The sequence below is a fragment of the Sphingomonadaceae bacterium OTU29LAMAA1 genome (assembly GCA_024072375.1).
Taxonomy (GTDB): Bacteria; Pseudomonadota; Alphaproteobacteria; order Sphingomonadales; family Sphingomonadaceae; genus Sphingomonas.
Genome location: CP099617.1, coordinates 3,155,686 through 3,177,006, shown reverse-complemented (window position 1 = coordinate 3,177,006; position 21,321 = coordinate 3,155,686). Strand labels below are relative to the sequence as shown.

Here is a 21,321-nt window from a genome sequence, read left to right as displayed (position 1 = left end):
AGCGATGGCCGCCGTCCTGGCGGCTTTTTCTTTGTCCATCGCAGATGGGGGACGGCATATGGCCACGGCACTCTGGCAAGACGATACGACGACGGAAAAGACGGGCTTCTGGCAGAGCGGGCATACGCCGACGCTGATCGCCGCGTTCCTGTATTTCGACCTCGCGTTCATGGTGTGGGTGCTGCTCGGGCCGCTCGCGCCGGAGATCGCGAAGACGCTGGCGCTGACCCCGGCCGAAAAGGGGCTGATGGTCGCCACGCCGACATTGGCGGGGGCGATCCTGCGCGTGGTCAACGGCTTGCTCGTCGATCGGATCGGACCGAAAAAGGCGGGCGCGATCAGTCAGATCATCGTCATCATCGGGCTGTTCTCCGCCTGGATGCTGGGCGTGAACAGCTTTGCCGGTACGCTCGCGCTCGGCGTGATACTGGGGTTCGCCGGCGCCAGCTTCGCCATCGCGCTGCCGCTCGCCAGCCGCTGGTATCCGCCGCAGCATCAGGGCAAGGCGATGGGCCTTGCCGGCATGGGCAATTCGGGCACGGTGCTCGCGGCGCTGTTCGCCCCTGCCCTCGCCAAGCTGTTCGGCTGGAACGCGGTACTCGGCCTCGCCTGCATCCCGCTGGGGATCGTGTTCGTCGCCTATATGGTGATGGCGAAGGATGCGCCGGACGCGCCCGCACCCAAGAGCCTCGGCCAGTATCTGACCCCGTTGAAGACCGGCGATGCGTGGTCGCTGATGGGATTCTATGCCGTGACGTTCGGCGGGTTCGTCGGGCTGGCCGCCAGCCTGCCGATCTATTTCACCGATCGCTTTGGCCTGACGACGATCCAGGCCGGCTATTGCACCGCCGCATGCGTGCTGGCGGGATCGCTGGTGCGTCCGATGGGCGGCGCACTGGCCGATGCGATCGGCGGCGTGAAGGCGCTGACCGCGGTGTTCATCGTCGCGGCGCTGGCGCTGGGCGGCGTGAGCATGGCCGGTAGCGTCGAAGCGGCATTGGGGCTGTTCGTCTGCGCGATGCTGGCGCTCGGCACCGGCAATGGCGCGGTGTTCCAGCTGGTGCCGCAGCGCTTCGCCGCGGAGATCGGCGTGATGACCGGGCTGGTCGGGTTCGCCGGGGGTATCGGCGGCTTCTATCTCGCCTCGTCGCTCGGCATCGCCAAGCAGTTCACCGGCAGCTTTTCGTCCGGGTTCCTGATCTTCGCCGGCCTCGCTATCCTCGCCTTAACTGGCCTGACGCTAGTGAAGACCGGATGGCGGGCGCGCTGGAGCGCCGCCGATACAGTCCGGATCTGAAATGCGCTATACACTTACGTTCCCTGTACTGACCCTGATCTGCGCGGCGCCCGCCGCCGCGCAGACGATCACCCCGCTGATCGATACCCGCCTGCGCCACGAGCATGTCGAACAGAACGGCCTTCGCGACGATGCCGATGCCGTGACCGCCCGTATCCGCGCCGGGCTGCAGGTGACCGAAGGCCCGTGGTCGGCGCTCGCCGAAGCGCAGGGCAACCTCGCCATCGTCGGGAAGTATTACGACGGCCTTCAGGGATCCGCGACGTCGCGCCCGCAGATCGCCGATCCGCAGAGCATCGCGCTCTACCGGGCGCAGTTGCAATATCGCAGCGCGCCGCTGACGGTGACGGCCGGTCGCCAGCGCATCCAGCTGGAGGACGAACGCTTCGTCGGCGCCGCCGGCATCCGCAACAACGGCCAGACCTTCGACGCGGTGCGCGCCGAAATCGTGCCGGTGACGGGCGTGAAGGCGGACGTCACCTATGCATGGGGCGTCCGCACGATCTGGGGCATCGACGGATTCGGCGCACGGCCGCAGGCGGTGGGCGGCGACAACATCTTCGCGACGCTCGGCTGGGCGTCGCCGATCGGCACATTGAGCGGTTTCGCCTATCTGGTCGATCAGGACGAGGCGCCGGTGCAGGGCTATCGCCTGTCGAGCCAGAGCTATGGCGTCCGGCTGGCGGGATCGCGGAAGGTCGGCAAGGCGACCGTCGCATGGCAGGCGAGCCATGCGCGCCAGTCCGATTACCACCGCAACCCCAACGACTATCGCGCCGATTACTGGCTCGCCGACGTCGCGGTCGATCTGGCGGGACCGAAGCTGGGCGCGGGGTACGAAGTGCTCGGCGCCGATCGCGGCACCGCGCTGACCAGCTTCCAGACGCCGCTGTCGTCGATCTTCAAGTTTCAGGGCTGGGCGGACAAGTTCACCACGACGCCCGCCGACGGCATCCGCGACCTGTATGCCAGCGCCGGCTGGGGCTGGAAGCAGGTCGGCACGCTGAAGAACGTGTCGGTACAGGCGATCTACCACCGGTTCGAAAGCGATCGTCTGGTCCGCCATTACGGCAACGAGATCGACCTGCTGGCGCAGGCGAAGCTCGGCCGCACCGTCGCGAGCGTCCGCTACGCCGATTACGACGCGGACGTGTTCGCCACAAACACCCGCAAACTCTGGCTCCAACTGGACTGGACCCTATGATTAACACCCGCGAACACCTGGTCGTCATCGGCAACGGCATGGCCGGCTGCCGTGCGGTGGAGGAGCTGATCGCCCGCGATCCGCATCGCTACCGCGTCACCATCTTCGGTGCCGAACCGCATGTGAACTACAACCGCATCATGCTGTCGCCGGTGCTCGCGGGCGAGAAGACCTTCGACGAGATCGTCATCAACGATGCCGCCTGGTACGCGTCGAACGCGATCGAGTTGGTATCGAGCGATCCGGTGCAGGCGATCAACCGCGCGGCAAAGACGGTGACGGCGCGGTCGGGGCGCAGCGTGTCGTACGACAAGTTGCTGATCGCGACCGGTTCCGATCCGTTCATCATCCCGGTGCCGGGCAAGGACCTGCCCGGCGTCATCAGCTTTCGCGACATGGCGGATGTCGACCACATGCTCGCGGCCGCCGGAGCCGGCGGCGATGCGGTGGTGATCGGCGGCGGACTGCTGGGGCTGGAAGCGGCGCACGGGCTGACGCTGCGCGGTATGAAGGTCACCGTCATCCACCTGATGCCGACGCTGATGGAGCGGCAGCTGGACGAGGCGGCGGGCTGGCTGCTGAAGTCGGCGCTGGAAGCGCGCGGCCAGACGATCCTGACCGAGGCGCATACCGCCGCGATCGTCGGCGACGGCAGAGTCGAGGGCGTCGCGCTGAAGGACGGCACCGTCATCCCCGCCAGCCTCGTCGTGATGGCGGTCGGCATCCGGCCTTCGGTGGCGCTCGCGCGCGATGCCGGTCTTGCGGTCGGTCGCGGCATTCAGGTCGACGACCATATGGTCACGTCCGACCCGTCGATCCTCGCGGTGGGCGAATGCGTCGAGCATGACGGCAACGTCTATGGCCTCGTCGCGCCGCTGTGGGATATGTGCCGCGCGCTCGCCGACGGGCTGGTCGAGAAGCATAGCGGCTATCGCGGATCGGTGACGTCGACCAAGCTGAAGGTCGCGGGGCTGGACGTGTTCTCGGCGGGCGATTTCTCGGGCGGCGACGGCGCGGAAGACATCGTGCTGCGCGACGCCTCGCGCGGCGTCTACAAGCGCGTGGTGGTGCGCGGCGACAAGGTGGTCGGCGCGGTGTTGTACGGCGATACCGCGGATGGCGGCTGGTATTTCGACCTGCTGAAACGCGAGGAGGACGTGTCGGCGATCCGCGACATGCTCATCTTCGGCCAGGCCTTCGCCTCGGGAGGGGGGCAGGCGGACCCTAAGGCGGCCGTTGCGGCGCTCTCCGACGAGGCGGAGATCTGCGGCTGCAACGGCGTCACCAAGGGCAAGGTCGTCGCCTGCATCGGCGCGGGCAACACGACGCTCGACGCGGTGCGCGCCACCTGCAAGGCGTCGGCATCCTGCGGCTCCTGCACCGGACTGGTCGAGACGTTGCTCGCCGTCACGCTGGGCGATGAGTATTCGGGCGAGCGCACCGTCAAGACGATGTGCAAATGCACCAGCTTCGGCCACGACGACGTGCGGCGAGAGATCGTCGCGCAGGATATGCGATCGATTCCGGAGGTGATGCAGAAGCTGACGTGGAATACGCCCGACGGCTGCTCGTCATGCCGGCCGGCGCTGAATTACTATCTGCTCTGCGCGCTGCCGGGCGAGTATAAGGACGACCAGCAGAGCCGCTTCGTCAACGAGCGCCTGCATGCCAACATCCAGAAGGACGGCACCTATTCGGTGGTGCCGCGGATGTGGGGTGGGCTGACCAACCCGCGCGAACTGCGTGCGATCGCTGATGTCGTCGAGAAGTTCGACGCGCCGATGGTCAAGGTCACCGGCGGGCAGCGGCTCGACATCTTCGGGATCAAGAAAGAGGATCTGCCCGCGGTCTGGGCCGATCTCAATGCCGCCGGGATGGTCAGCGGCCATGCCTATGGCAAGTCGCTGCGTACGGTGAAGACCTGTGTCGGGAGCGAATGGTGCCGGTTTGGCACGCAGGATTCGACGGGCCTCGGCGTGAAGGTCGAGCGGATGACGTGGGGCAGCTGGATGCCGCACAAGTTCAAGATCGCGGTCAGCGGCTGCCCGCGCAATTGCGCCGAGGCGACGATCAAGGACTTCGGCGTGGTGTGCGTCGACAGTGGGTACGAACTGCACGTCGGCGGCAATGGCGGCATCAAGGTTCGCGCCACCGACTTTCTCTGCAAGGTCGGATCGGAGGAGGAGGCGATGCATTATTGCGCGGCCTTCATCCAATTGTATCGCGAGGAGGCGCGCTATCTCGAGCGGACCGCGCCGTGGATCGAGCGGATCGGGGTCGAGTATATCCGTGAACGCATCGCCGACGATGCGGAGGGTCGCGACGCGCTGGCCGCACGGTTCCGCTATTCGCAGAGCTTCTCGCAGGACGACCCCTGGGCTGCGCGGGCGGCCGGGGATGCGCGCGAGCAGCATGCGCCGATGGCGGTGTTCACTCCTTTGGATGCAGCGAGGGAAATGGCATGATCGGCGAATGGCTCGACATCGGCTGGGTCGACGAGATCCCGGTGCGCGGCAGCCGCACCGTGCAGGTCACCGGCGGTGATGACATCGCGGTGTTCCGCACCGGCGACGGCAAGGTCTTCGCATTGCTCGATCGCTGTCCGCACAAGCATGGGCGGTTGAGCCAAGGGATCGTGCATGGCGGCGCGGTGGCGTGTCCGCTGCACAATTGGCGGATCTCGCTGACGACGGGCGAGGCGCTGGGCGAGGACAAGGGGTGTACGCCGGTGGTGCCGGTGAAGGTGTCGGCGGGGCGGGTGCTGATCTGCCGGACCAGCGTGTTGGCGGCGGCGGCGTGACGATCCGGGACTTCCAAAGAGAAGCCCCTCCCCTTCAGGGGAGGGGTTGGGGGTGGGGCGGTGTCTCACCGAGATCAGCGCTCGCGGACAGCCCCCACCCCAACCCAGCGTCGGGTCGGTCAGGCTCCCAGCCTGACCTGAACCGCGCGGGGCGCGGTTCACCCGACGCTCCTGAAGGGGAGGGGCTTTGAGCGCGATCCGCACCACCTGCGCCTATTGCGGGGTCGGCTGCGGCATCGTCGCCACCCCCACCGGTGACCGCACCGCCACCATCGCCGGCGACCCCGATCACCCCGCCAACGCCGGCAAGCTCTGCTCCAAGGGCACCCACCTCGGCGAGACGATCGGCCCCGAAGGCCGCCTGCTCCACCCGATGATCGGCCAGCGCCGCGCCACATGGGACAAGGCGCTCGACCTCGTCGCCCGCAGGTTCCGCGACACCATCGCCAGACACGGTCCGAACAGCGTCGCCTTCTACGTCTCGGGCCAGATCCTGACCGAGGACTATTACGTCGCCAACAAGCTGATGAAGGGCTTCATCGGCTCCGCCAACATCGACACCAATTCGCGGCTGTGCATGTCGAGCGCGGTCGCGGGGCATATGCGGGCGTTCGGCGAGGATATCGTGCCGGCGAGCTACGAGGATCTCGACGCCGCCGACCTGATCGTGCTGGTCGGTAGCAATACGGCATGGTGCCATCCGGTCGTCTATCAGCGGATCATGGCTGCGCGTGCGACGCGTGGCACGAAGCTGGTCGTGATCGACCCGCGCCGCACTGAAACTGCGGACGAGGCGGACCTGCACCTCGCGATCCGTCCCGGCACCGATGTCGCGCTGATGCACGGCCTGCTGGCATGGTGCCGCGCGAACGGCGCCGTCGACGACGCCTATCTGGAGCGCCACGTCGCGACTCCCGACGATTTCTGGAACGGGTTCGGAGAGGGGAGCGACCTGTGGTCGACGGCGCGCACATGCGATGTTGCGCCGGACGACCTCAGGCGCTTCTTCGACCTGTTCGCCGCGACGCCGCGCACGGTGACGATGTTCAGCCAGGGCGTGAACCAGTCGCTCAGCGGGACGGATCAGGTCAACGCGATCATCAACCTGCACCTCGCGACGGGTCGCATCGGCAAGCCCGGTGCCGCACCGTTCTCGATCACGGGACAGCCCAATGCGATGGGCGGGCGCGAGGTCGGCGGGCTGGCGTCAACGCTGGCGGCCCACATGGACTTCGCGCCCGAGAACGTCGCGCGCGTCGGGCGGTTCTGGGCCGCGCCGAATATGGCGACCAAGCCGGGTCTGAAGGCGGTCGACCTGTTCCGCGAACTCGGCCACGGGCGGATCAAGGCGTTGTGGGTGATGGCGACCAATCCTGCCGTATCGATGCCCGACGCGGGGCGGGTGCGCGAGGCGCTGACGGCGTGTCCCTTCGTCGTGGTCAGCGACGTGATCGCGGAGACCGACACCAGCGTCCACGCCCACGTCCGCCTGCCCGCCGCCGCCTGGGGCGAGAAGGACGGCACCGTCACCAATTCCGACCGCACGATCAGCCGCCAGCGCGCGTTCCTGCCGCTGCCCGGCGAGGCGAAGCCCGACTGGTGGATCGTCACGCAGGTGGCGCGGCGGATGGGGTGGAAGACCGCCTTCGCCTACGATCGGCCCGCCGAAATCTGGCGCGAACATTGCCGGCTGTCGGCCTATGAAAATCAGGGCGAGCGCCTGTTCGCGCTGCCGGGTCAGGCGGCGACCGGCAATGCCGCCTATGACGCGATGACGCCGTTCCGCTGGGGCGGCATCCCGTTCGCCGACGGGCGCTATTCCACGCCGGACGGCCGTGCACGGCTGGTGCCGGTGGTGCAGAAGCCGATCGCGAAGCCGCTCGCCGACTGGCCGATGACGCTCAACACCGGGCGGTATCGCGACCAGTGGCACACGATGTCGCGGACCGGCCTGTCGCCCAAGCTGGCGCGCCATCGCGAGGAGCCGTTGGTGGAGGTGCATCCCGACGATGCCGCCGCATTGGCACTGGCCGACGGTGCACTGGCCCGGGTTGCGACGCCGCAGGGGGACAGCCTGTTTCGCGTGCGGATCGCGACGACGCAGCGGCCGGGCGAGCTGTTCACGCCGATCCACTGGACCGACCGGAGTGCGACGGGTGGCCGCACCGGGCTTTTGCCGCGCCCGCTCGCCGACCCGATTTCCGGGCAGCCGGGCTTCAAGGCGACGCCGGCGCGGATCACTGCGGTCATGACGGGGTGGCGGGGCTTCGTCATCGTCGCGGGTGAGCTGGCCGCCCGGCCGAATTGCCTGTGGGCGACGCGGGTCGCGGTTCCGTGCGGCACGGCGTGGGACCTTGCAGGAAATGGCGATGCCGCGGCGCTCGACACGCTGTTGCCGGCGGGGCAGCGGCTGGAGGCGATCGACGCGGCACGGGGAACGCGCCGTATCGCGATCCTGCGCGACGGGCGGCTGGCCGCGGCGCTGTTCGTCACCCGCGACGGCACGCTGCCACCGCGCGACTGGCTGGTGGAGCAACTCGCCGAGCCGCAGGCCGCGCCGACGCTGCTCGCGGGTCGCGCGCCCGGCGTTCAGGTCGATCGCGGTCCGATCGTCTGCGCCTGTTTCGATGTCGGGCTGAAGACCATCCTGACGACGATCGCCGCCCAACGCCTGACCGATGTCGCCGCGATCGGCACCGCGTTGAAAGCGGGCACCAATTGCGGCTCGTGCCGGCCGGCGCTCGCCAAACTCCTCGCCGAAGGATCGACCCATGCCGCATGACACAATCGCCCCCGGCACCGTCTGGCTGGTCGGCGCCGGCCCCGGCGATCCCGACCTGCTCACCCGCAAGGCCGAACGCCTCATCGCCGCCGCCGACGTCGTGTTCTACGACGCCTTGGTCGGCCCCGGCGTACTCGACCTGATCCCGGCGAACGTCGAGTGCGTCGGCGTCGGCAAGCGCTCCGGCCGCCATTCGAAGGATCAGGGCACGATCGACGACATGATCGTCGCCGCCGCGCTGGCGGGCCGGCGCGTCGTACGGCTGAAAGGCGGCGACCCGTCGATCTTCGGTAGGTCGACCGAGGAGATCGACGCCTGCGCCGCGCACGGCATTACGGTGCAGGTGTGCCCGGGCATCACCGCCGCCAGCGCCGCTGCCGCGTCGGGGGCGGTATCGCTGACGCTGCGCGGACTGGCGCGGTCGCTGACGCTGGTCACCGCGCATGCGCGGGCGAACGAACCGCTGGACCTCGACTGGGCGGCCCTCGCCCGGCCGGAGGCGACGCTGGCGGTCTATATGGGCCGGGCGGCGGCGGGTGACGTGTCGCGCAACCTGATACAGGCCGGACTAGCGCCGGACACGCCCGTGATGGTGGCGGTCAACGTGTCGCTTCCCGACGAACGACTGATCCGCGGTCGCCTGGATGCGCTGGCGTTTCTGGTCCGCACGATCGGCGATCGCGATCCCGCATTGCTGCTGATCGGTCAGGCGATGGCCCAGCCCATCGAGAGGGGCGCAGGACAGCCGGCCGCACGGCGGACCACGTCGAGCGATCGGATCATGCTGGTCTGATCCGATCCGCAGACGGACGCTCGTCACCGACGAGCGAGACCGGTTCCGAAAAGATGGATGTAGCGGGCGCCTTCATGCCCGTCCGCTACACTTCGTCGTCGGTTGCGAGCGGAGAGAGGTCGGCGGGATCGAACGCGTAGCTGAGCAACTCTCCCGGCGCGCAATCCAGCACCGCACACATGCGCGACAGAGTGGAGAAGCGCAGCCCACGCACCTTGCCCGACCGGAACAGTGACAATTGCGTCTCGCTCAGGCCCACGCGGCGGGCAAGCTCCTTGCCGGTCATCCTGCGTTTCGACAGCACCGCGTCCAACGTGATCTCGACCGGCACGTCAGAGAATCCCGTCCAGTTCCGCTTCCATCTCGCCGGCAGCGTCGAACAGGCGGACGATCAGCAACAACCCCGCCCCGATCGCACCGACGCTGAAGGCCGCGACGTCGAACCGCAGCAATCCCCCACCCTCGCCCCGTTCCATCAGCCAGAAGATCAGATTGGGCATGACGACCACCTGAAGCGTCGCGCCGAGGAGCATGGCGGCGCCCAGCCGGGACAAGGCGCGGCGCGTCGCCGATCCGAACAATTCGCCGGCGGCGATCGACACGAACGCGCTGCGCAATTGCACCAGTCCCAGCAGATACACCAGCGGCGGCACGAGTTCGGTCAGGTTGGACCAGCCCGCGGGTGGCCGCCCCAAGGCCAACGACAATGCCAGCGGCCAGGCCAGCAACAGAAACGTCCCCGCGATCAGGATCGCGGTCAGGCGGCTCAGGGCGCGTGCCTGCCGGATGACGCCCGCACGGGCGGGTGATGAGATGGTAGACATTTAGCTTTCACTTAAATAACACGGGCTGAATTTAAATCTTAGCTAAAGGCGCCTGTGATGGAAACAGCTCTTTCAGCCACCGGGCTGGTCAAGCGCTATGACGGCCGTCCGGTCGTGGATGGCCTGAACCTCACCGTACCCCGACGCGCGATATACGGCTTTCTCGGTCGGAACGGGGCCGGCAAGACGACCACGATGCGCATGGTGCTGGGACTCGTGCGTCCTGATGCGGGGCGACTTACGCTGTTCGGCGACGACCGGCGGCAGCGCGGCGCGGTCGTCGGAGCGCTGATCGAAGCGCCTACCGTCTGGGGCAATCTGACGGGACGCGAAAACCTGGAGGTCACCCGTCGGCTGCTCGGGGCCGACCGCGGCGAGGTCGATCGCGTCCTTGCCGTGGCAGGGATCGCCGACGTCGCTGATCGGCGCGCGGGCGGTTATTCGCTGGGTATGCGCCAGCGGCTCGGCATCGCCCGCGCACTGATCGGGGGACCGCGCCTGCTGGTGCTGGACGAGCCGACCAATGGCCTCGATCCGGACGGGATCGCGGACGTCCGGCATCTGCTCGCCCGGCTGGTCGCCGAAGACGATGTGACGGTGATCGTCTCGAGCCACCTGCTCGACGAGGTCGAACGCGTGGCCACGCATGTCGGCCTGGTCGCGCATGGCCGGATGGTGGCGGAAGGACCGATCGCGCAGGTCCGCGGATCGGTCGATCCGGTGGTGGAAGTGGAAAGCGACGCCGGTGCCGGCGACACGCTGGCCGCGGCCGGCTTCGGCTTCACGGCGGATGGTTGCCGGCTGCTCGTCCGCACCGACGCCGCCGACCGGCTGGCGGCGCTGCTGATCGCTGCCGGTCACCCCGTCTCGCATCTGGTACGGCGCGAACGTCGACTGGAACACCTTTTCGACCGGACCGCATTCGACCGGATCGCGTTCGACCGGACCGTACAGGGAGCGATGGCATGATCACGGTATTGGCGGTCGAACTGCTGCGCCTGCGACGGTCGCTGACGCTCGGGCTGGTGATCGCGGCGCCGCTGAGCCTCAGCGTACTGGCGTTCGTGATCCTGATGGATCGCGACAAGTCGCTGCCATGGCGCATGTTCGCCGACGGGACGGCGGCGATCTGGGCCTATCTGATGCTGCCGATGGCAGCGACGGCGCTGTCGGTGCTGCTGGCGCAGGTGGAGCAGGCCGCCCGCGGCTGGGACCATCTTCTCGCCCTGCCCGGCTGGCGCGGTCGCTTCTTCCTCGCCAAGCTGCTCATCCTGCTGCTGCTGCTGGCGGCGATGAGCGTGCTGATGGTCGCCGGGATGGCTGCGGCCGGGTCCGTCGCCGATGCGATCACCGGCGGCAAGATGCTGAGTGGCGAGGCGCCACTCGGGCATCTTGCGGCGCTGATCGCGCGCATGTGGGTCGCCGGCGGATTGCTTGCCCTTCTGCAGTTATGGCTCGCCCTGCGCGCACGCAGCTTCGTGCCGCCGCTGGTGCTGGGCATCGGCGGCACCCTGATCGGGGTGGTCACCGCATCGGCCAGACAGGGCGTCTATATTCCATGGCTCCTGCCGGTGAACATGCTTTCCTCGCCCGACCGCGCCCAGCAGGCGCTGGTGACGGCGATATTGGGAATGGCCGTGCTGGTTCCGATCATGCTGATCGACCTGTCGGCACGGGCGCGGCGCTAGGCAAATTCGCGCAGGGTGAGCCGAACGCACGGTGTCGGCACGCTTGACGCCTGCGGCCATCCCGGCTTGGATCGGCTCGCGGATCAGCCACGGAAAGCCCTTATCCCATGACGCTGCAAGATCTTGTCGTGCCGACCTATGTGCAGATGCTGGGGACGCTGTCGCGATGGCTGGACAAGGCCGAGGCCCAGCAGCCCGACGGCGGCGCGGAAGCATTGCTGGTCGCCCGGCTCGCCCCCGACATGTTTTCGCTGGCGACGCAGATCCGCTTCGCCTGCCGGCAGGCGCAGGAGTGCGTCTTTCGACTGTCGGACCGGGAATTTCCACCTTCGCTACAGGTCCTGCTCGACGAAGCGCGCAATGCCGGAGACGCGCCCGGTACGCTTGCAGACGCACGGGCCCGGATCGTCGAGACGCTCGGCGTAATCGAGGCTGCCGCGGCCGGGATCACGATGGACGCGTCCGCGCCGATCGCGCACGCACTACCGAATGGCATGGTTCTCGACCTGACGGCCGGGCAGTACGCGCGCGACTGGGCGTTGCCGCAATTCTATTTCCACGTCGTGACGGCCTATTCGATCCTGCGGGCGCAAGGCATCGCGCTGGGGAAGGCCGATTATGTCGCGCATATGGTCGCCTGTTTCCGCCAGCCTGCCGCATCCTGAGAGACGATCGGCAGCTATGATCGCACGCGTCTTGCGCCCTTCCCCTACGAGAGATCGACGATGAGCAACGATCACTACACGCCGCCCGCCGTCTGGACCTGGAACAAGGAGAGCGGCGGCCGCTTCGCGAGCATCAATCGCCCCGTCGCCGGCGCGACGCATGATGCGCCGCTGCCCGTCGGCGAGCACCCGCTCCAGCTCTATTCGCTGGGAACGCCGAACGGCGTGAAGGTGACGATCATGCTCGAGGAGCTGCTCGCGGCCGGCCATGCCGGTGCCGAATACGATGCGTGGCTGATCCGCATCGGCGAGGGCGACCAGTTCGGCAGCGGCTTCGTCGACGCCAATCCGAATTCCAAGATTCCCGCGCTGGTCGACCATAGTGGCGACACACCGGTGCGCGTGTTCGAATCCGGCGCCATCCTGGTCTATCTTGCCGAGGCTTTCGGTGCGTTTCTGCCGCCGTCCGGACCGGCACGCGCCGAATGCCTGTCGTGGCTGTTCTGGCAGATGGGCAGCGCGCCGTTCTTCGGCGGCGGTTTCGGCCATTTCTATGCCTATGCGCCCGAGAAGTTCGAATATCCGATCGATCGCTACGCCATGGAGACGAAGCGGCAGCTCGACGTGCTCGATCGCCGGCTGGCGGACAGCGCGTTCGTTGCCGGACCGGACTATACGATCGCGGATATGGCGATCTGGCCATGGTACGGCCAGCTCGTGCAGGGCGAATTGTATGGTGCGGCAGAATTCCTGAAGGTGCAGGATTATCGCAACCTTCGGCGCTGGACGGAGCAGCTGGCGGATCGTCCCGCCGTGCGGCGCGGCCGGATGGTGAACCGGGTGACCGGGGACCTGGCGAGCCAGCTGCACGAACGCCATGCCGCGGACGATTTCACGACGCGTACGCAGGACAGGCTGCAGGGGCAGGCGTAACGGGGGTTCGCGAAAGGACCACGGTCCCGCCGCTCATCAGCCCGTGGGAGGATGCCGCTGCTTCCTCCTCCGTCGTCGGGACGATGCGAACCGCCGACGCGCCAGATGCGACGGAAGACAGAAGCCGCCGGTCGCTCAGCTACAGCAGCGCTTGTGCTTTTTCCCCGATCCGCAGGGGCACGGATCGTTGCGACCGACCTTGGCCGCCATGGTGGCGGGTGCGGCGACCGGCATCCGTCCGGCGGATTGCGCGCGCGCGGCGTACAGATGCTCGACGGCCTCCGTCAGCTCGGCCACAGCGCGGTCCTGAAGCGCGTTGACCGCCATGCTGTCGAGGTCGCTTTCGTTGCGCGCGACCGCGATCAGCATGTCCAGTGGCGACCGCGAGGCCATCGTGTCCGGATCGTTCGCCAGCATCGCCCAGGCATCCGGACGCAGCGCGATCATCTCGGCGAAACCGTCGATCCAATATTCCCACAGGGGTTCGCCATCGCGCTCGTCGATGTCGAGGATCGGCTGAAGCTTGCCGCGGGCGAGATCGCGTGCGATCTCGTCGCGCCGCGCCGCCACTGCATTGGCGAACCATTGCACATCCAGTGGATCATCGAAGGGCGGGATGCCATCGGCCTCGGCTCCCCAGACCACGGTCATCCACTCGGCCGGCGGGATCGCATCCGGGCAGATCACCAGCCCGGTGAGAAACCCGTCGAGCTCGGTCAGCAGCATCGGCTCCTCGACGGGCAGATCGGCGAGCGCGCCATCCAGCCGGCGGAAGCGCGACGGCAACCGCTTCACAGGCTGAGGTTCCTTCGGCGCATCTCCGCCTCTGCCATATTGCGCAACGGGGTCGGATCGCCCGCGGCGAAAATGTCGGCGAGATCGAGCAGGTCCTCGTCGGCCAGCGCCACCACCGACGCTTCCACCGCGGCGAGACGGTCGAGCGCGCGCTCCGTTTCGGTCGCCATGCGCTTCATTCGTGTTTTGAGCATGGATGTCCGCTAGCAGGATCGAACGGGATTGGCATCGGGCAACCTGTCTGCGAACGTTACCTGGCCCGCGGGATGATCGATCGGTCGGCGCGGTGGCGGCGCGACGGAAGGACCGATGTCACCGCTCGAACGCGAGCAGAATGGGGCACGGGCCGCCGGTCCCGGCGCCGCAATCGTCGGCAAGCCGTGCCAATGCCGCCCTCGCCTGCTGCATCTCCGTGATCCTCGCATCGAGCGCTGCGATCCGCGATCGCGCGAGATCCCGGACGCGGGCGCGATCCTCGGTTGCATCGAGTGCCAGAAGCTCGCGGATTTCCTCCAGCGTGAACCCCGCCGCCTGCGCCTGCCGGATGAAGCGCAAGCGTCGCACGTCGTCGTCGCCATAGCTTCGGAACCCGCCATCGGGCCGTTCCGGTTCGGCCAGCAGCTGCCGCCGCTGGTAATAGCGGACGGTCTCCACGCCCACGCCGCCGGCTTGCGCCAGCCCTGCTATGGTCATTCTCGACATCGGCGCTTGACTCCGGACCATGGTCCGGACCCTATATCGACAGGGTGCCACCGCAGGCAATCAGGAGTGCACCCATGTCCCGCCGTCCCGTCGCCATACTCTATCGCATGGTCATGCCCGAACACGTTTGTCCCTATGGGTTGAAGGCGCTCGACCTGTTGCGGCGCAAGGGCTTCGAGGTGGAGGACCACCACCTCACCGATCGCGCGCGGACCGACGCCTTCAAGGCCGGGCACGGCGTGAAGACGACGCCGCAGGTGTTCATCGCCGGCGAACGCATCGGTGGCTATGACGATCTGCGCCGCCATTTCGGCAGCCGCGTCGCCAAACCCGGCACCACCAGCTATCGCCCGGTCGCGGCGCTGTTCGCGATGACCGCGCTGCTGGCGATGGCGGTGAGCCTTGGCACCCTCGGCGCGCCGTTCACGCCTCAGGCCCTCCAATGGTTCGGCGGCTTCAGCATGGCGACGCTCGCGCTGCTCAAGTTGCAGAACATCCAGACGTTTTCGACGATGTTCCTCAACTACGACCTGCTCGCCCGTCGTTGGGTGCGCTACGGCTACGTCTACCCGTTCGCGGAGGCACTCGCCGGGGTCCTGATGACCGCGGGCGTGCTGGACTGGCTGTCGATCCCGATCGCCCTGTTTATCGGCATCATCGGCGCCGCCTCGGTCTTCAAGGCCGTCTATGTCGACCGGCGCGAACTCAAATGCGCCTGCGTCGGGGGTTCTGCCAACGTTCCGCTCGGCTTCGTGTCGCTGACCGAGAACCTCGGTATGATCGCCATGGCTGTGTGGATGCTCGTCAGATCGGGATCGATGTGAGCAGGCGTGCGGTCGGGCGGTCGGCTGAATCGCGGGGATCGTCATCACGCGCTGGAACGCACCCATCGGCTAACACGTTTGCGCAGCTCACTTTTTAGGTTCCCCATGCCAGCAAACCCGCCGTCCAGGAGCGTCCACCGCAGCACGGCCGAACACGCCGCATCCCTTGCCCCCCTGCTCGACGACGACGATCTCATCGCGATCGCGCGGGATGAAGTCGCGGCGGCCGGGCTGGCAGACACGCTGGCCGCCTTGTGTCCGGACAACACGATCCTGTTCTGCCCCGGCAGCGATGCCCTGCCCGGCGACGCCGCGCCGCCCTCGCCAGGCAACGTGGGACAGCGGGTTGCGAGCCTGCACAGGCTGCAACGGCTGCTGGCGACACCGCAGCGCCCCAGAATCGCGCTGATCAGCACGGGCGAGGCGGCGGCGCGGGCGTATCCGAAACCCGAAACCTATGCGGCCGAACCCCCGGCTGTTGCGGTCGGAGACGAGGTCGATCTCGCCGCGCTCCAGGAAAGCCTGCTGGCGATCGGCTATGTCGCGGACGAGCGCGTGGATGAACCCGGTGAAATCGGGTTGCGCGGGCAGGTGCTGGACGTCTTCCCCGCCGATGCCACGCTGCCGCTGCGGATCGAGGCCGCCGACGGCCGGATCGCCGCCATCCGCAGTTACGATGCCGCCGACCAGCGCAGTATCGAGGATATCGATCGCCGCGATTTGGGGCGCGTCACCGAACCGGCGGTCAGCGACACGCCGACGACGCTGCTCGATCAGTTTCCGGGCGCACGCGTGACGATCGATCCGGCCGCGGACGACCGTCGCGAGCGTTTCCTGAAGCTGGTGAAGGATGCGACGCGGCGCGGGTCGAAACGCACGTCCAGCGATGTGATCGACGACGCCACATGGCGCAAGACGCTGAAGGCGCGTGACGTCGTGACGTTGGCGCCCGCCGCCGATCCACCACCGCGGTTCGTCGAAAATCCGTCGCCGCTGCGTGCCTGCGCGCAATTGGCGAGGGAGGTGCTCGACACGGGCGGGCGTGTGGTCCTGCTTGCCAGCCGACGCGATCTCCGGTTTCTTGCGCCGCGCCTCGCCAATGCCGTCAAACGTGACATGCAGGATGTCGGATCCTGGGCGCAAGTGGCTGCGGCGAAACCCGGCACCCTGTTGTCGCTACCGGTCTGTGCCGATCGCGGGTTTCGCCACGAGGATGTGCTCGCGGTCACCGCAGCCGATCTGATCGGCAGTCGGGCCGAGCGGAGCGGACAGGCGGTGGCGGTCGCCACGCCCGCGTTAGACGCCGGCACCGAACTGCGCGTCGACGATGTGGTGATCCACGAGGATCATGGACTTGCCGTGATCACCGGCTTGCAGGCGCTGCCCGTCGATGAAGGCGATGGCGGCGACGCGATCGCGCTGACCTATGCCGACGAGGCGGTGCGTCTGGTGCCGGTGTCGGAAGCGGATCGCATCTGGCGCTACGGGGCGGAAGATGATGCGGTTCGGCTCGACAAGCTCGACGGATCGACGTGGCACAAGCGCCGCGGCGAGATCGACGCGGCCATCGCCGAAACCGCCAAGGCACTGACCGCGCTCGCGGAAGAGCGGGCGAACCACACTGCGCCGGTGCTGGATGCGGCACCGGCCGATTACGAGCGTTTCGCGGCCGGCTTCCCCTTTTCGGAAACGCCGGACCAGCTGGCGGCGATCGAGGCGGTGCGTTCCGACCTTGCCAGCGGACGGCCGATGGACCGGCTGGTGGTCGGCGATGTCGGGTTCGGCAAGACCGAAGTGGCGCTACGGGCCGCCGCGGTCGCGGCATTGTCGGGTCGTCAGGTGGCGATCGCTGCGCCTACGACCGTGCTGGCGAGGCAGCATTTCGAAACCTTTACCAACCGGTTCGCCGATACGGACATCACCGTCGCCAGCCTGTCCCGCACCTCCGGCGCGGCCGAACGCAAGGCCGTAAAGGCCGGTCTCGCCGACGGAACCATCCGCATCGTAGTCGGCACCGGCGCGATTGCCGGCAAGGGTGTCGTCTACAAGGACCTCGCGCTCGTCATCGTCGACGAGGAGCAGCGCTTCGGCGCCGCGGACAAGAACCGGCTGCAACAGCTGTCCAGCGGCCATGTCCTCACCCTGTCGGCGACGCCGATCCCGCGGACGCTACAGGCCGCGATGGTCGGCCTGCGCCAGCTGTCGATCATCGCGACCCCGCCGGCGCGGCGTCAGCCGATCCGCACCGCCGTCAGTGCGTTCGCCGACGCGACGTTGCGGGCGGCGCTGCTGCGCGAGCACAGCCGGGGCGGGCAGAGCTTCGTGGTGGTGCCGCGCATTGCCGACATGGCGCCGCTCGCGGCCTTGCTCGACCGTCTGGTGCCCGAGCTGGACGTGCTATCCGCGCACGGCAAGATGCCGGCGGCGGATATCGATGCATCGATGGTGCGGTTCGGACGCGGCGACGGCGACGTCCTGCTGGCGACCAACATCATTGAGGCCGGGCTGGACGTCCCGCGCGCCAACACCATGGCCATCATGCATGCCGACCGCTTCGGTCTGGCGCAATTGCATCAGTTGCGCGGGCGCGTCGGGCGCGGCAGCCGACGCGGACAGGTATTGCTGTTCACAGACGCAGACGACGCGATCGCGCCCCGCACGATCAAGCGGCTACGCACGCTGGAAGCGTTCGACCGGCTCGGCGCGGGGTTCGCGATCAGCGCCCGCGATCTCGACCTGCGCGGTGCCGGCGACCTGATCGGCGACACGCAGGCCGGGCATATGCGCCTGATCGGCGTCGAGTTGTACCAGCAACTGCTGGAAGGCGCGTTGCGCGAGGCGCGGGGGGAGAGCGTCGAACGATGGACCCCGGTGCTGCACCTCGGCATTGATGGCCGTCTGCCTGCGGAATGGATCCCCGACGTGAACATGCGGGTCGCGCTGTATGCGCGACTGGCGCGGATCGTGTCGGCCGACGAACTCGACGGGTTCGAGGAGGAGCTGACCGACCGCTTCGGCGAGGCTCCGGTCGAGGCACGCCGCCTGCTGACAATCGCGCGGCTGCGCCTGCACATGCGGGTGGCGGACGTCGCGCGGATCGACGCGGGGCCTGCGGCGATCGCCTTTACCCCGCGTGGCGACGTCGCCGCGCTCGCCGCGAAACTGGGATTGCCGGAAAAGAAGGGGCGGGTCTTGCTTGCCGAAGCCATTGATGATCCGGAAGCGCGGCTCGAGCGGGTGGGTGCTCTGATGCACGCGGCGGCAGGATGACGTGATCGGCGGCGTCAGCGGGTCGGGTCCGCGGATCCGGAACGGATGCGGTGCGCGCTCTCGCGCAAATCGGGCCACCCTCCGCAGACGCAACACATCCTCGATCGGCCGCTCGGGGTCGGCACCAATCGACCATCTGCCGGCCACGAACGGCCTGGCGTGCCGGCTCCCGGCCCCTTGTCACCCCGCATTTCGATCGTCACAGGATATAACGATATAAAGATATCTTTATATCGTTATTGACAGAGTCTCGCGGATGGTGTTGAACCGGCTCGTCGAGGTTCCTCATCCCAGGCATGGCGATGAGGCTAAGACGGGAAGCCGGTGATGTCCTGCGGACATAATCCGGCGCTGCCCCCGCAACTGTAAGCGGCGAGCGGCGGTTCCAATTCGTGTCACTGGGCTTTGCACAAAGCCCGGGAAGGCCGGAACCACCGCATTGACCCGTGAGCCAGGAGACCTGCCTCCGACGCCAAAACGTTCCTCGGACGGGGGTTCCTCCGGTGGATCGCGCTCGATGCACGTTCCGTGGCTTCCGCCATTCGGGCCTGTGCGGCCCTGCGCGCTCTTCCTCAGACCCTGCCCGGCAAATGCAGGTGAAGCATGACGGATAGCGAGTTCACGTTCACGATCAGCAGCATCCCGTTCGATGAGGATTATCGTCCGGCCGACAATACCCGCATCACCACCAACTTCGCGAATCTGGCCCGCGGCGAAAGCCGTCGGGCGAATTTACGCAACACGTTGAGGATGATCGACAATCGCTTCAACTCCTTGATGCATCGGGATAACCCCGCAGGCGATCGTTATTCGGTCGCGCTCACGATCATTTCCGCCGCCTTGCAGATGCGTGCGCAGGGCAGCGTCGACACGTTCCCGCTGATCGAAATCCTGCAGACGACCGTTATCGACACAGCCACCGGCGAACGCATCGACGGCATGGTCGGCAACAACTTTTCATCCTACATTCGAGATTACGACTTCAGCGTCCGCCTGCCGGAGCATCTCGGGCGGAATCCTGACGGTGGTGCACCGAAGGACTTCGGCGATCTGCACGGCAGCCTGTTCAGGCACTTTCTGCATTCCAGCGCCTATCGAAACACCTTCAGCAAAGCGCCGGTCATCTGTCTGAGCGTTTCGAGCAAGGAATCCTACTGCCGGGTCGCCGGCGAACATTCCGTTCTCGGGTTCGAATATACGAACGGCAAGTTTTCCCCGACCGACGAGTATTTCGCGAAAATGGGGATGAAGGTGCGCTATTTCATGCCACGTCATGGCGTTGCACCGTTGGCGTTCTACCACATCGGCGATCTGGCCGGTGACTATGGCGATATCGAGCTCGCCAGTACAATTGCCACGATGGAAACGTTCCAGAAGATCTATCGTCCCGAAATCTACAACGCAAATTCGGTTGCGGCCGAGCTTTATCAGCCGAGCCTCGGGTCCCAGGATTATTCCCTGACCCGGATCGTCTACGATCGCGACGAGCGCAGCAGGCTGGCCGTCGAGCAGGGCAAGTTCGCCGAAGACCATTTCATCAAGCCGCATGGCGCGATGCTGACGCGATGGGCGGCGACCTGCGGTCTTTGAACACCACGAACAATACAGGCGAAATCATTATGACGACGTTGTTACCGACCACCACCGCGGGCAGTCTGCCCAAACCTTCCTGGCTTGCGGAGCCCGGGACGCTCTGGTCGCCGTGGAAGCTGGAGGGTGATGAGCTGGCGGCCGGCAAGCAGGATGCCTTGCGACTGGCCGTCGATGATCAACGGCAGGCCGGGATCGATATCGTCGGAGACGGCGAACAGACGCGCCAGCATTTCGTCACGACCTTCGTCGAACATCTCAGCGGAGTCGATTTCAACAAGCGCGAGGTCGTCAGGATTCGCAATCGCTACGATGCGAGCGTGCCGACGGTAGTCGGTGCCGTATCGCGGCCGAAGCCGGTCTTCGTCGACGATGCGAAGTTCCTGCGCGCGCAGACCGACCGGCCGATCAAATGGACGCTGCCGGGTCCGATGACGATGATCGATACTCTTTTCGATGGCCATTACAGGAGCCGCGAGAAGCTGGCCTGGGAGTTCGCCAGGATTTTGAACGCGGAAGCCAGGGAACTGGAAGCGGCCGGCGTCGACATCATCCAGTTCGACGAGCCCGCGTTCAACGTCTTCTTCGACGAAGCGAACGACTGGGGGATCGCTACGCTGGAAAAGGCGGCCGAGGGACTCAAGGCCGAGACCGCCGTGCATATCTGCTATGGCTACGGCATCAAGGCCAACACCGACTGGAAGAAAACCCTGGGATCGGAGTGGCGCCAGTATGAGCAAACCTTTCCCAACCTGCAAAAGTCCCGAATCGACATCATCTCGCTGGAATGTCAGAATTCACGGGTGCCGATGGACCTGATCGAGCTGGTCCGGGGCAAGAAGGTGATGGTCGGTGCCATCGACGTGGCGACGGATACGATCGAAACGCCGGAACAGGTGGCGGATACCCTGCGCGCAGCACTCAGTTTCGTCGATGCGGACAAGCTCTATCCCGCCACGAACTGCGGCATGGCGCCCTTGTCTCGCGATGTCGCGAGAGGAAAACTGAGGGCATTGGGTGCGGCTGCGGCGATCGTGCGGCGAGAGCTTTCGGCCTGACCGCGATCCCGGCAAACGGAGAATAGTCGCGAGCGGCGGCATGACGCCGCCGCGACCTTCATCCGCCCCATCGGCCAGCGCCGCACCGGAATCGGA

General features: G+C 66.9%; 19 protein-coding genes and 1 riboswitch. Of the genes, 14 read left to right on the top strand and 5 right to left on the bottom strand.

Annotated elements, in window-relative coordinates; all coding sequences use genetic code 11:
* The first annotated feature begins 58 nt into the window (after positions 1–58).
* The 6 genes from NF699_15300 to cobA all read left to right on the top strand — a co-directional run bounded on the left by NF699_15300 (position 59) and on the right by cobA (position 8,876).
* Positions 59–1,297, top strand: a complete 1,239-nt coding sequence (locus tag NF699_15300) for a NarK/NasA family nitrate transporter (protein ID USU04395.1) — start codon at positions 59–61, stop codon at positions 1,295–1,297.
* Position 1,298: 1 nt separating this feature from the next.
* Entirely contained in the window at positions 1,299–2,501 is a 1,203-nt protein-coding gene (locus NF699_15295) for an alginate export family protein (protein USU04394.1), read from the top strand.
* Positions 2,498–4,966, top strand: coding sequence for a nitrite reductase large subunit NirB (nirB, locus tag NF699_15290; GenBank protein ID USU04393.1), 2,469 nt, complete (start codon positions 2,498–2,500; stop codon positions 4,964–4,966). Before NF699_15295 ends, nirB begins: the two co-directional genes overlap by 4 nt.
* Positions 4,963–5,301: a nitrite reductase small subunit NirD gene (nirD, locus tag NF699_15285; GenBank protein ID USU04392.1), complete on the top strand. Its 339-nt coding sequence runs from the start codon at positions 4,963–4,965 to the stop codon at positions 5,299–5,301. Before nirB ends, nirD begins: the two co-directional genes overlap by 4 nt.
* Positions 5,302–5,488: 187 nt before the next feature.
* Positions 5,489–8,083 carry a molybdopterin-dependent oxidoreductase gene (locus NF699_15280; GenBank protein USU04391.1) on the top strand — a complete coding sequence of 865 codons (2,595 nt, stop codon included), beginning with the start codon at positions 5,489–5,491 and terminating at the stop codon, positions 8,081–8,083.
* Positions 8,073–8,876 (top strand): uroporphyrinogen-III C-methyltransferase, encoded by an 804-nt coding sequence (cobA, locus tag NF699_15275; protein ID USU04390.1) that lies wholly within the window; start codon positions 8,073–8,075, stop codon positions 8,874–8,876. The genes NF699_15280 and cobA overlap by 11 nt, the downstream gene beginning before the upstream one ends.
* Before the next feature lie 85 nt (positions 8,877–8,961).
* On the opposite strand, the gene NF699_15270 is transcribed toward cobA, so the two are convergent.
* On the bottom strand, positions 8,962–9,207 hold the full coding sequence (locus NF699_15270) for a helix-turn-helix transcriptional regulator (protein ID USU04389.1): 246 nt from the start codon (positions 9,205–9,207) through the stop codon (positions 8,962–8,964).
* Position 9,208: 1 nt separating this feature from the next.
* The gene (locus NF699_15265; protein ID USU04388.1) at positions 9,209–9,700 is read right to left on the bottom strand and encodes a DUF2975 domain-containing protein; all 492 of its coding nucleotides are present in this window, start codon (positions 9,698–9,700) and stop codon (positions 9,209–9,211) included.
* A 57-nt stretch (positions 9,701–9,757) separates the two neighbouring features.
* Between NF699_15265 and NF699_15260 the strand changes: the two genes are divergently transcribed.
* From NF699_15260 to yghU, 4 genes are all read left to right on the top strand, one after another.
* The gene (locus NF699_15260) at positions 9,758–10,669 is read left to right on the top strand and encodes an ATP-binding cassette domain-containing protein (protein USU04387.1); all 912 of its coding nucleotides are present in this window, start codon (positions 9,758–9,760) and stop codon (positions 10,667–10,669) included.
* Positions 10,666–11,388, top strand: coding sequence for an ABC transporter permease (locus tag NF699_15255; GenBank protein USU04386.1), 723 nt, complete (start codon positions 10,666–10,668; stop codon positions 11,386–11,388). The genes NF699_15260 and NF699_15255 overlap by 4 nt, the downstream gene beginning before the upstream one ends.
* 107 nt (positions 11,389–11,495) lie before the next feature.
* Positions 11,496–12,053 carry a DUF1993 domain-containing protein gene (locus NF699_15250; protein ID USU04385.1) on the top strand — a complete coding sequence of 186 codons (558 nt, stop codon included), beginning with the start codon at positions 11,496–11,498 and terminating at the stop codon, positions 12,051–12,053.
* Positions 12,054–12,113: 60 nt separating this feature from the next.
* Positions 12,114–12,986 carry a glutathione-dependent disulfide-bond oxidoreductase gene (yghU, locus tag NF699_15245; protein USU04384.1) on the top strand — a complete coding sequence of 291 codons (873 nt, stop codon included), beginning with the start codon at positions 12,114–12,116 and terminating at the stop codon, positions 12,984–12,986.
* A 135-nt stretch (positions 12,987–13,121) separates the two neighbouring features.
* On the opposite strand, the gene NF699_15240 is transcribed toward yghU, so the two are convergent.
* From NF699_15240 to NF699_15230, 3 genes are all read right to left on the bottom strand, one after another.
* Positions 13,122–13,781 carry a UPF0149 family protein gene (locus NF699_15240; protein ID USU04383.1) on the bottom strand — a complete coding sequence of 220 codons (660 nt, stop codon included), beginning with the start codon at positions 13,779–13,781 and terminating at the stop codon, positions 13,122–13,124.
* The gene (locus tag NF699_15235) at positions 13,778–13,975 is read right to left on the bottom strand and encodes a hypothetical protein (protein ID USU04382.1); all 198 of its coding nucleotides are present in this window, start codon (positions 13,973–13,975) and stop codon (positions 13,778–13,780) included. Before NF699_15235 ends, NF699_15240 begins: the two co-directional genes overlap by 4 nt.
* Positions 13,976–14,093: 118 nt before the next feature.
* Positions 14,094–14,483 (bottom strand): MerR family DNA-binding protein, encoded by a 390-nt coding sequence (locus NF699_15230; protein USU04381.1) that lies wholly within the window; start codon positions 14,481–14,483, stop codon positions 14,094–14,096.
* A gap of 74 nt (positions 14,484–14,557) precedes the next feature.
* On the opposite strand from NF699_15230, the gene NF699_15225 reads away from it, so the two are divergent.
* The 4 genes from NF699_15225 to NF699_15210 all read left to right on the top strand — a co-directional run bounded on the left by NF699_15225 (position 14,558) and on the right by NF699_15210 (position 21,225).
* On the top strand, positions 14,558–15,307 hold the full coding sequence (locus NF699_15225) for a glutaredoxin (protein ID USU04380.1): 750 nt from the start codon (positions 14,558–14,560) through the stop codon (positions 15,305–15,307).
* A gap of 105 nt (positions 15,308–15,412) precedes the next feature.
* Positions 15,413–18,577, top strand: a complete 3,165-nt coding sequence (locus NF699_15220) for a DEAD/DEAH box helicase (protein ID USU04379.1) — start codon at positions 15,413–15,415, stop codon at positions 18,575–18,577.
* Between the two features lie 261 nt (positions 18,578–18,838).
* A riboswitch (cobalamin riboswitch) is annotated at positions 18,839–19,060 on the top strand.
* 120 nt (positions 19,061–19,180) lie between these two features.
* The gene (locus NF699_15215; GenBank protein USU04378.1) at positions 19,181–20,167 is read left to right on the top strand and encodes a DUF1852 domain-containing protein; all 987 of its coding nucleotides are present in this window, start codon (positions 19,181–19,183) and stop codon (positions 20,165–20,167) included.
* Positions 20,143–21,225 (top strand): methionine synthase, encoded by a 1,083-nt coding sequence (locus tag NF699_15210; protein ID USU04377.1) that lies wholly within the window; start codon positions 20,143–20,145, stop codon positions 21,223–21,225. The genes NF699_15215 and NF699_15210 overlap by 25 nt, the downstream gene beginning before the upstream one ends.
* Positions 21,226–21,321 lie beyond the last annotated feature (96 nt).

Bases quoted from the DNA above. Each gene is read 5' to 3' on its own strand.
- nirD (USU04392.1), top strand. From the start codon at position 4,963: ATGATCGGCGAATGGCTCGACATCGGCTGGGTCGACGAGATCCCGGTG.
- NF699_15300 (USU04395.1), top strand. From the start codon at position 59: ATGGCCACGGCACTCTGGCAAGACGATACGACGACGGAAAAGACGGGC.
- NF699_15235 (USU04382.1), bottom strand. From the start codon at position 13,975: ATGCTCAAAACACGAATGAAGCGCATGGCGACCGAAACGGAGCGCGCG.
- NF699_15230 (USU04381.1), bottom strand. From the start codon at position 14,483: ATGTCGAGAATGACCATAGCAGGGCTGGCGCAAGCCGGCGGCGTGGGC.
- NF699_15295 (USU04394.1), top strand. From the start codon at position 1,299: ATGCGCTATACACTTACGTTCCCTGTACTGACCCTGATCTGCGCGGCG.
- NF699_15215 (USU04378.1), top strand. From the start codon at position 19,181: ATGACGGATAGCGAGTTCACGTTCACGATCAGCAGCATCCCGTTCGAT.
- nirB (USU04393.1), top strand. From the start codon at position 2,498: ATGATTAACACCCGCGAACACCTGGTCGTCATCGGCAACGGCATGGCC.
- NF699_15255 (USU04386.1), top strand. From the start codon at position 10,666: ATGATCACGGTATTGGCGGTCGAACTGCTGCGCCTGCGACGGTCGCTG.
- NF699_15220 (USU04379.1), top strand. From the start codon at position 15,413: ATGCCAGCAAACCCGCCGTCCAGGAGCGTCCACCGCAGCACGGCCGAA.
- NF699_15210 (USU04377.1), top strand. From the start codon at position 20,143: ATGGGCGGCGACCTGCGGTCTTTGAACACCACGAACAATACAGGCGAA.
- NF699_15225 (USU04380.1), top strand. From the start codon at position 14,558: ATGTCCCGCCGTCCCGTCGCCATACTCTATCGCATGGTCATGCCCGAA.
- cobA (USU04390.1), top strand. From the start codon at position 8,073: ATGCCGCATGACACAATCGCCCCCGGCACCGTCTGGCTGGTCGGCGCC.
- NF699_15260 (USU04387.1), top strand. From the start codon at position 9,758: ATGGAAACAGCTCTTTCAGCCACCGGGCTGGTCAAGCGCTATGACGGC.
- yghU (USU04384.1), top strand. From the start codon at position 12,114: ATGAGCAACGATCACTACACGCCGCCCGCCGTCTGGACCTGGAACAAG.
- NF699_15265 (USU04388.1), bottom strand. From the start codon at position 9,700: ATGTCTACCATCTCATCACCCGCCCGTGCGGGCGTCATCCGGCAGGCA.
- NF699_15250 (USU04385.1), top strand. From the start codon at position 11,496: ATGACGCTGCAAGATCTTGTCGTGCCGACCTATGTGCAGATGCTGGGG.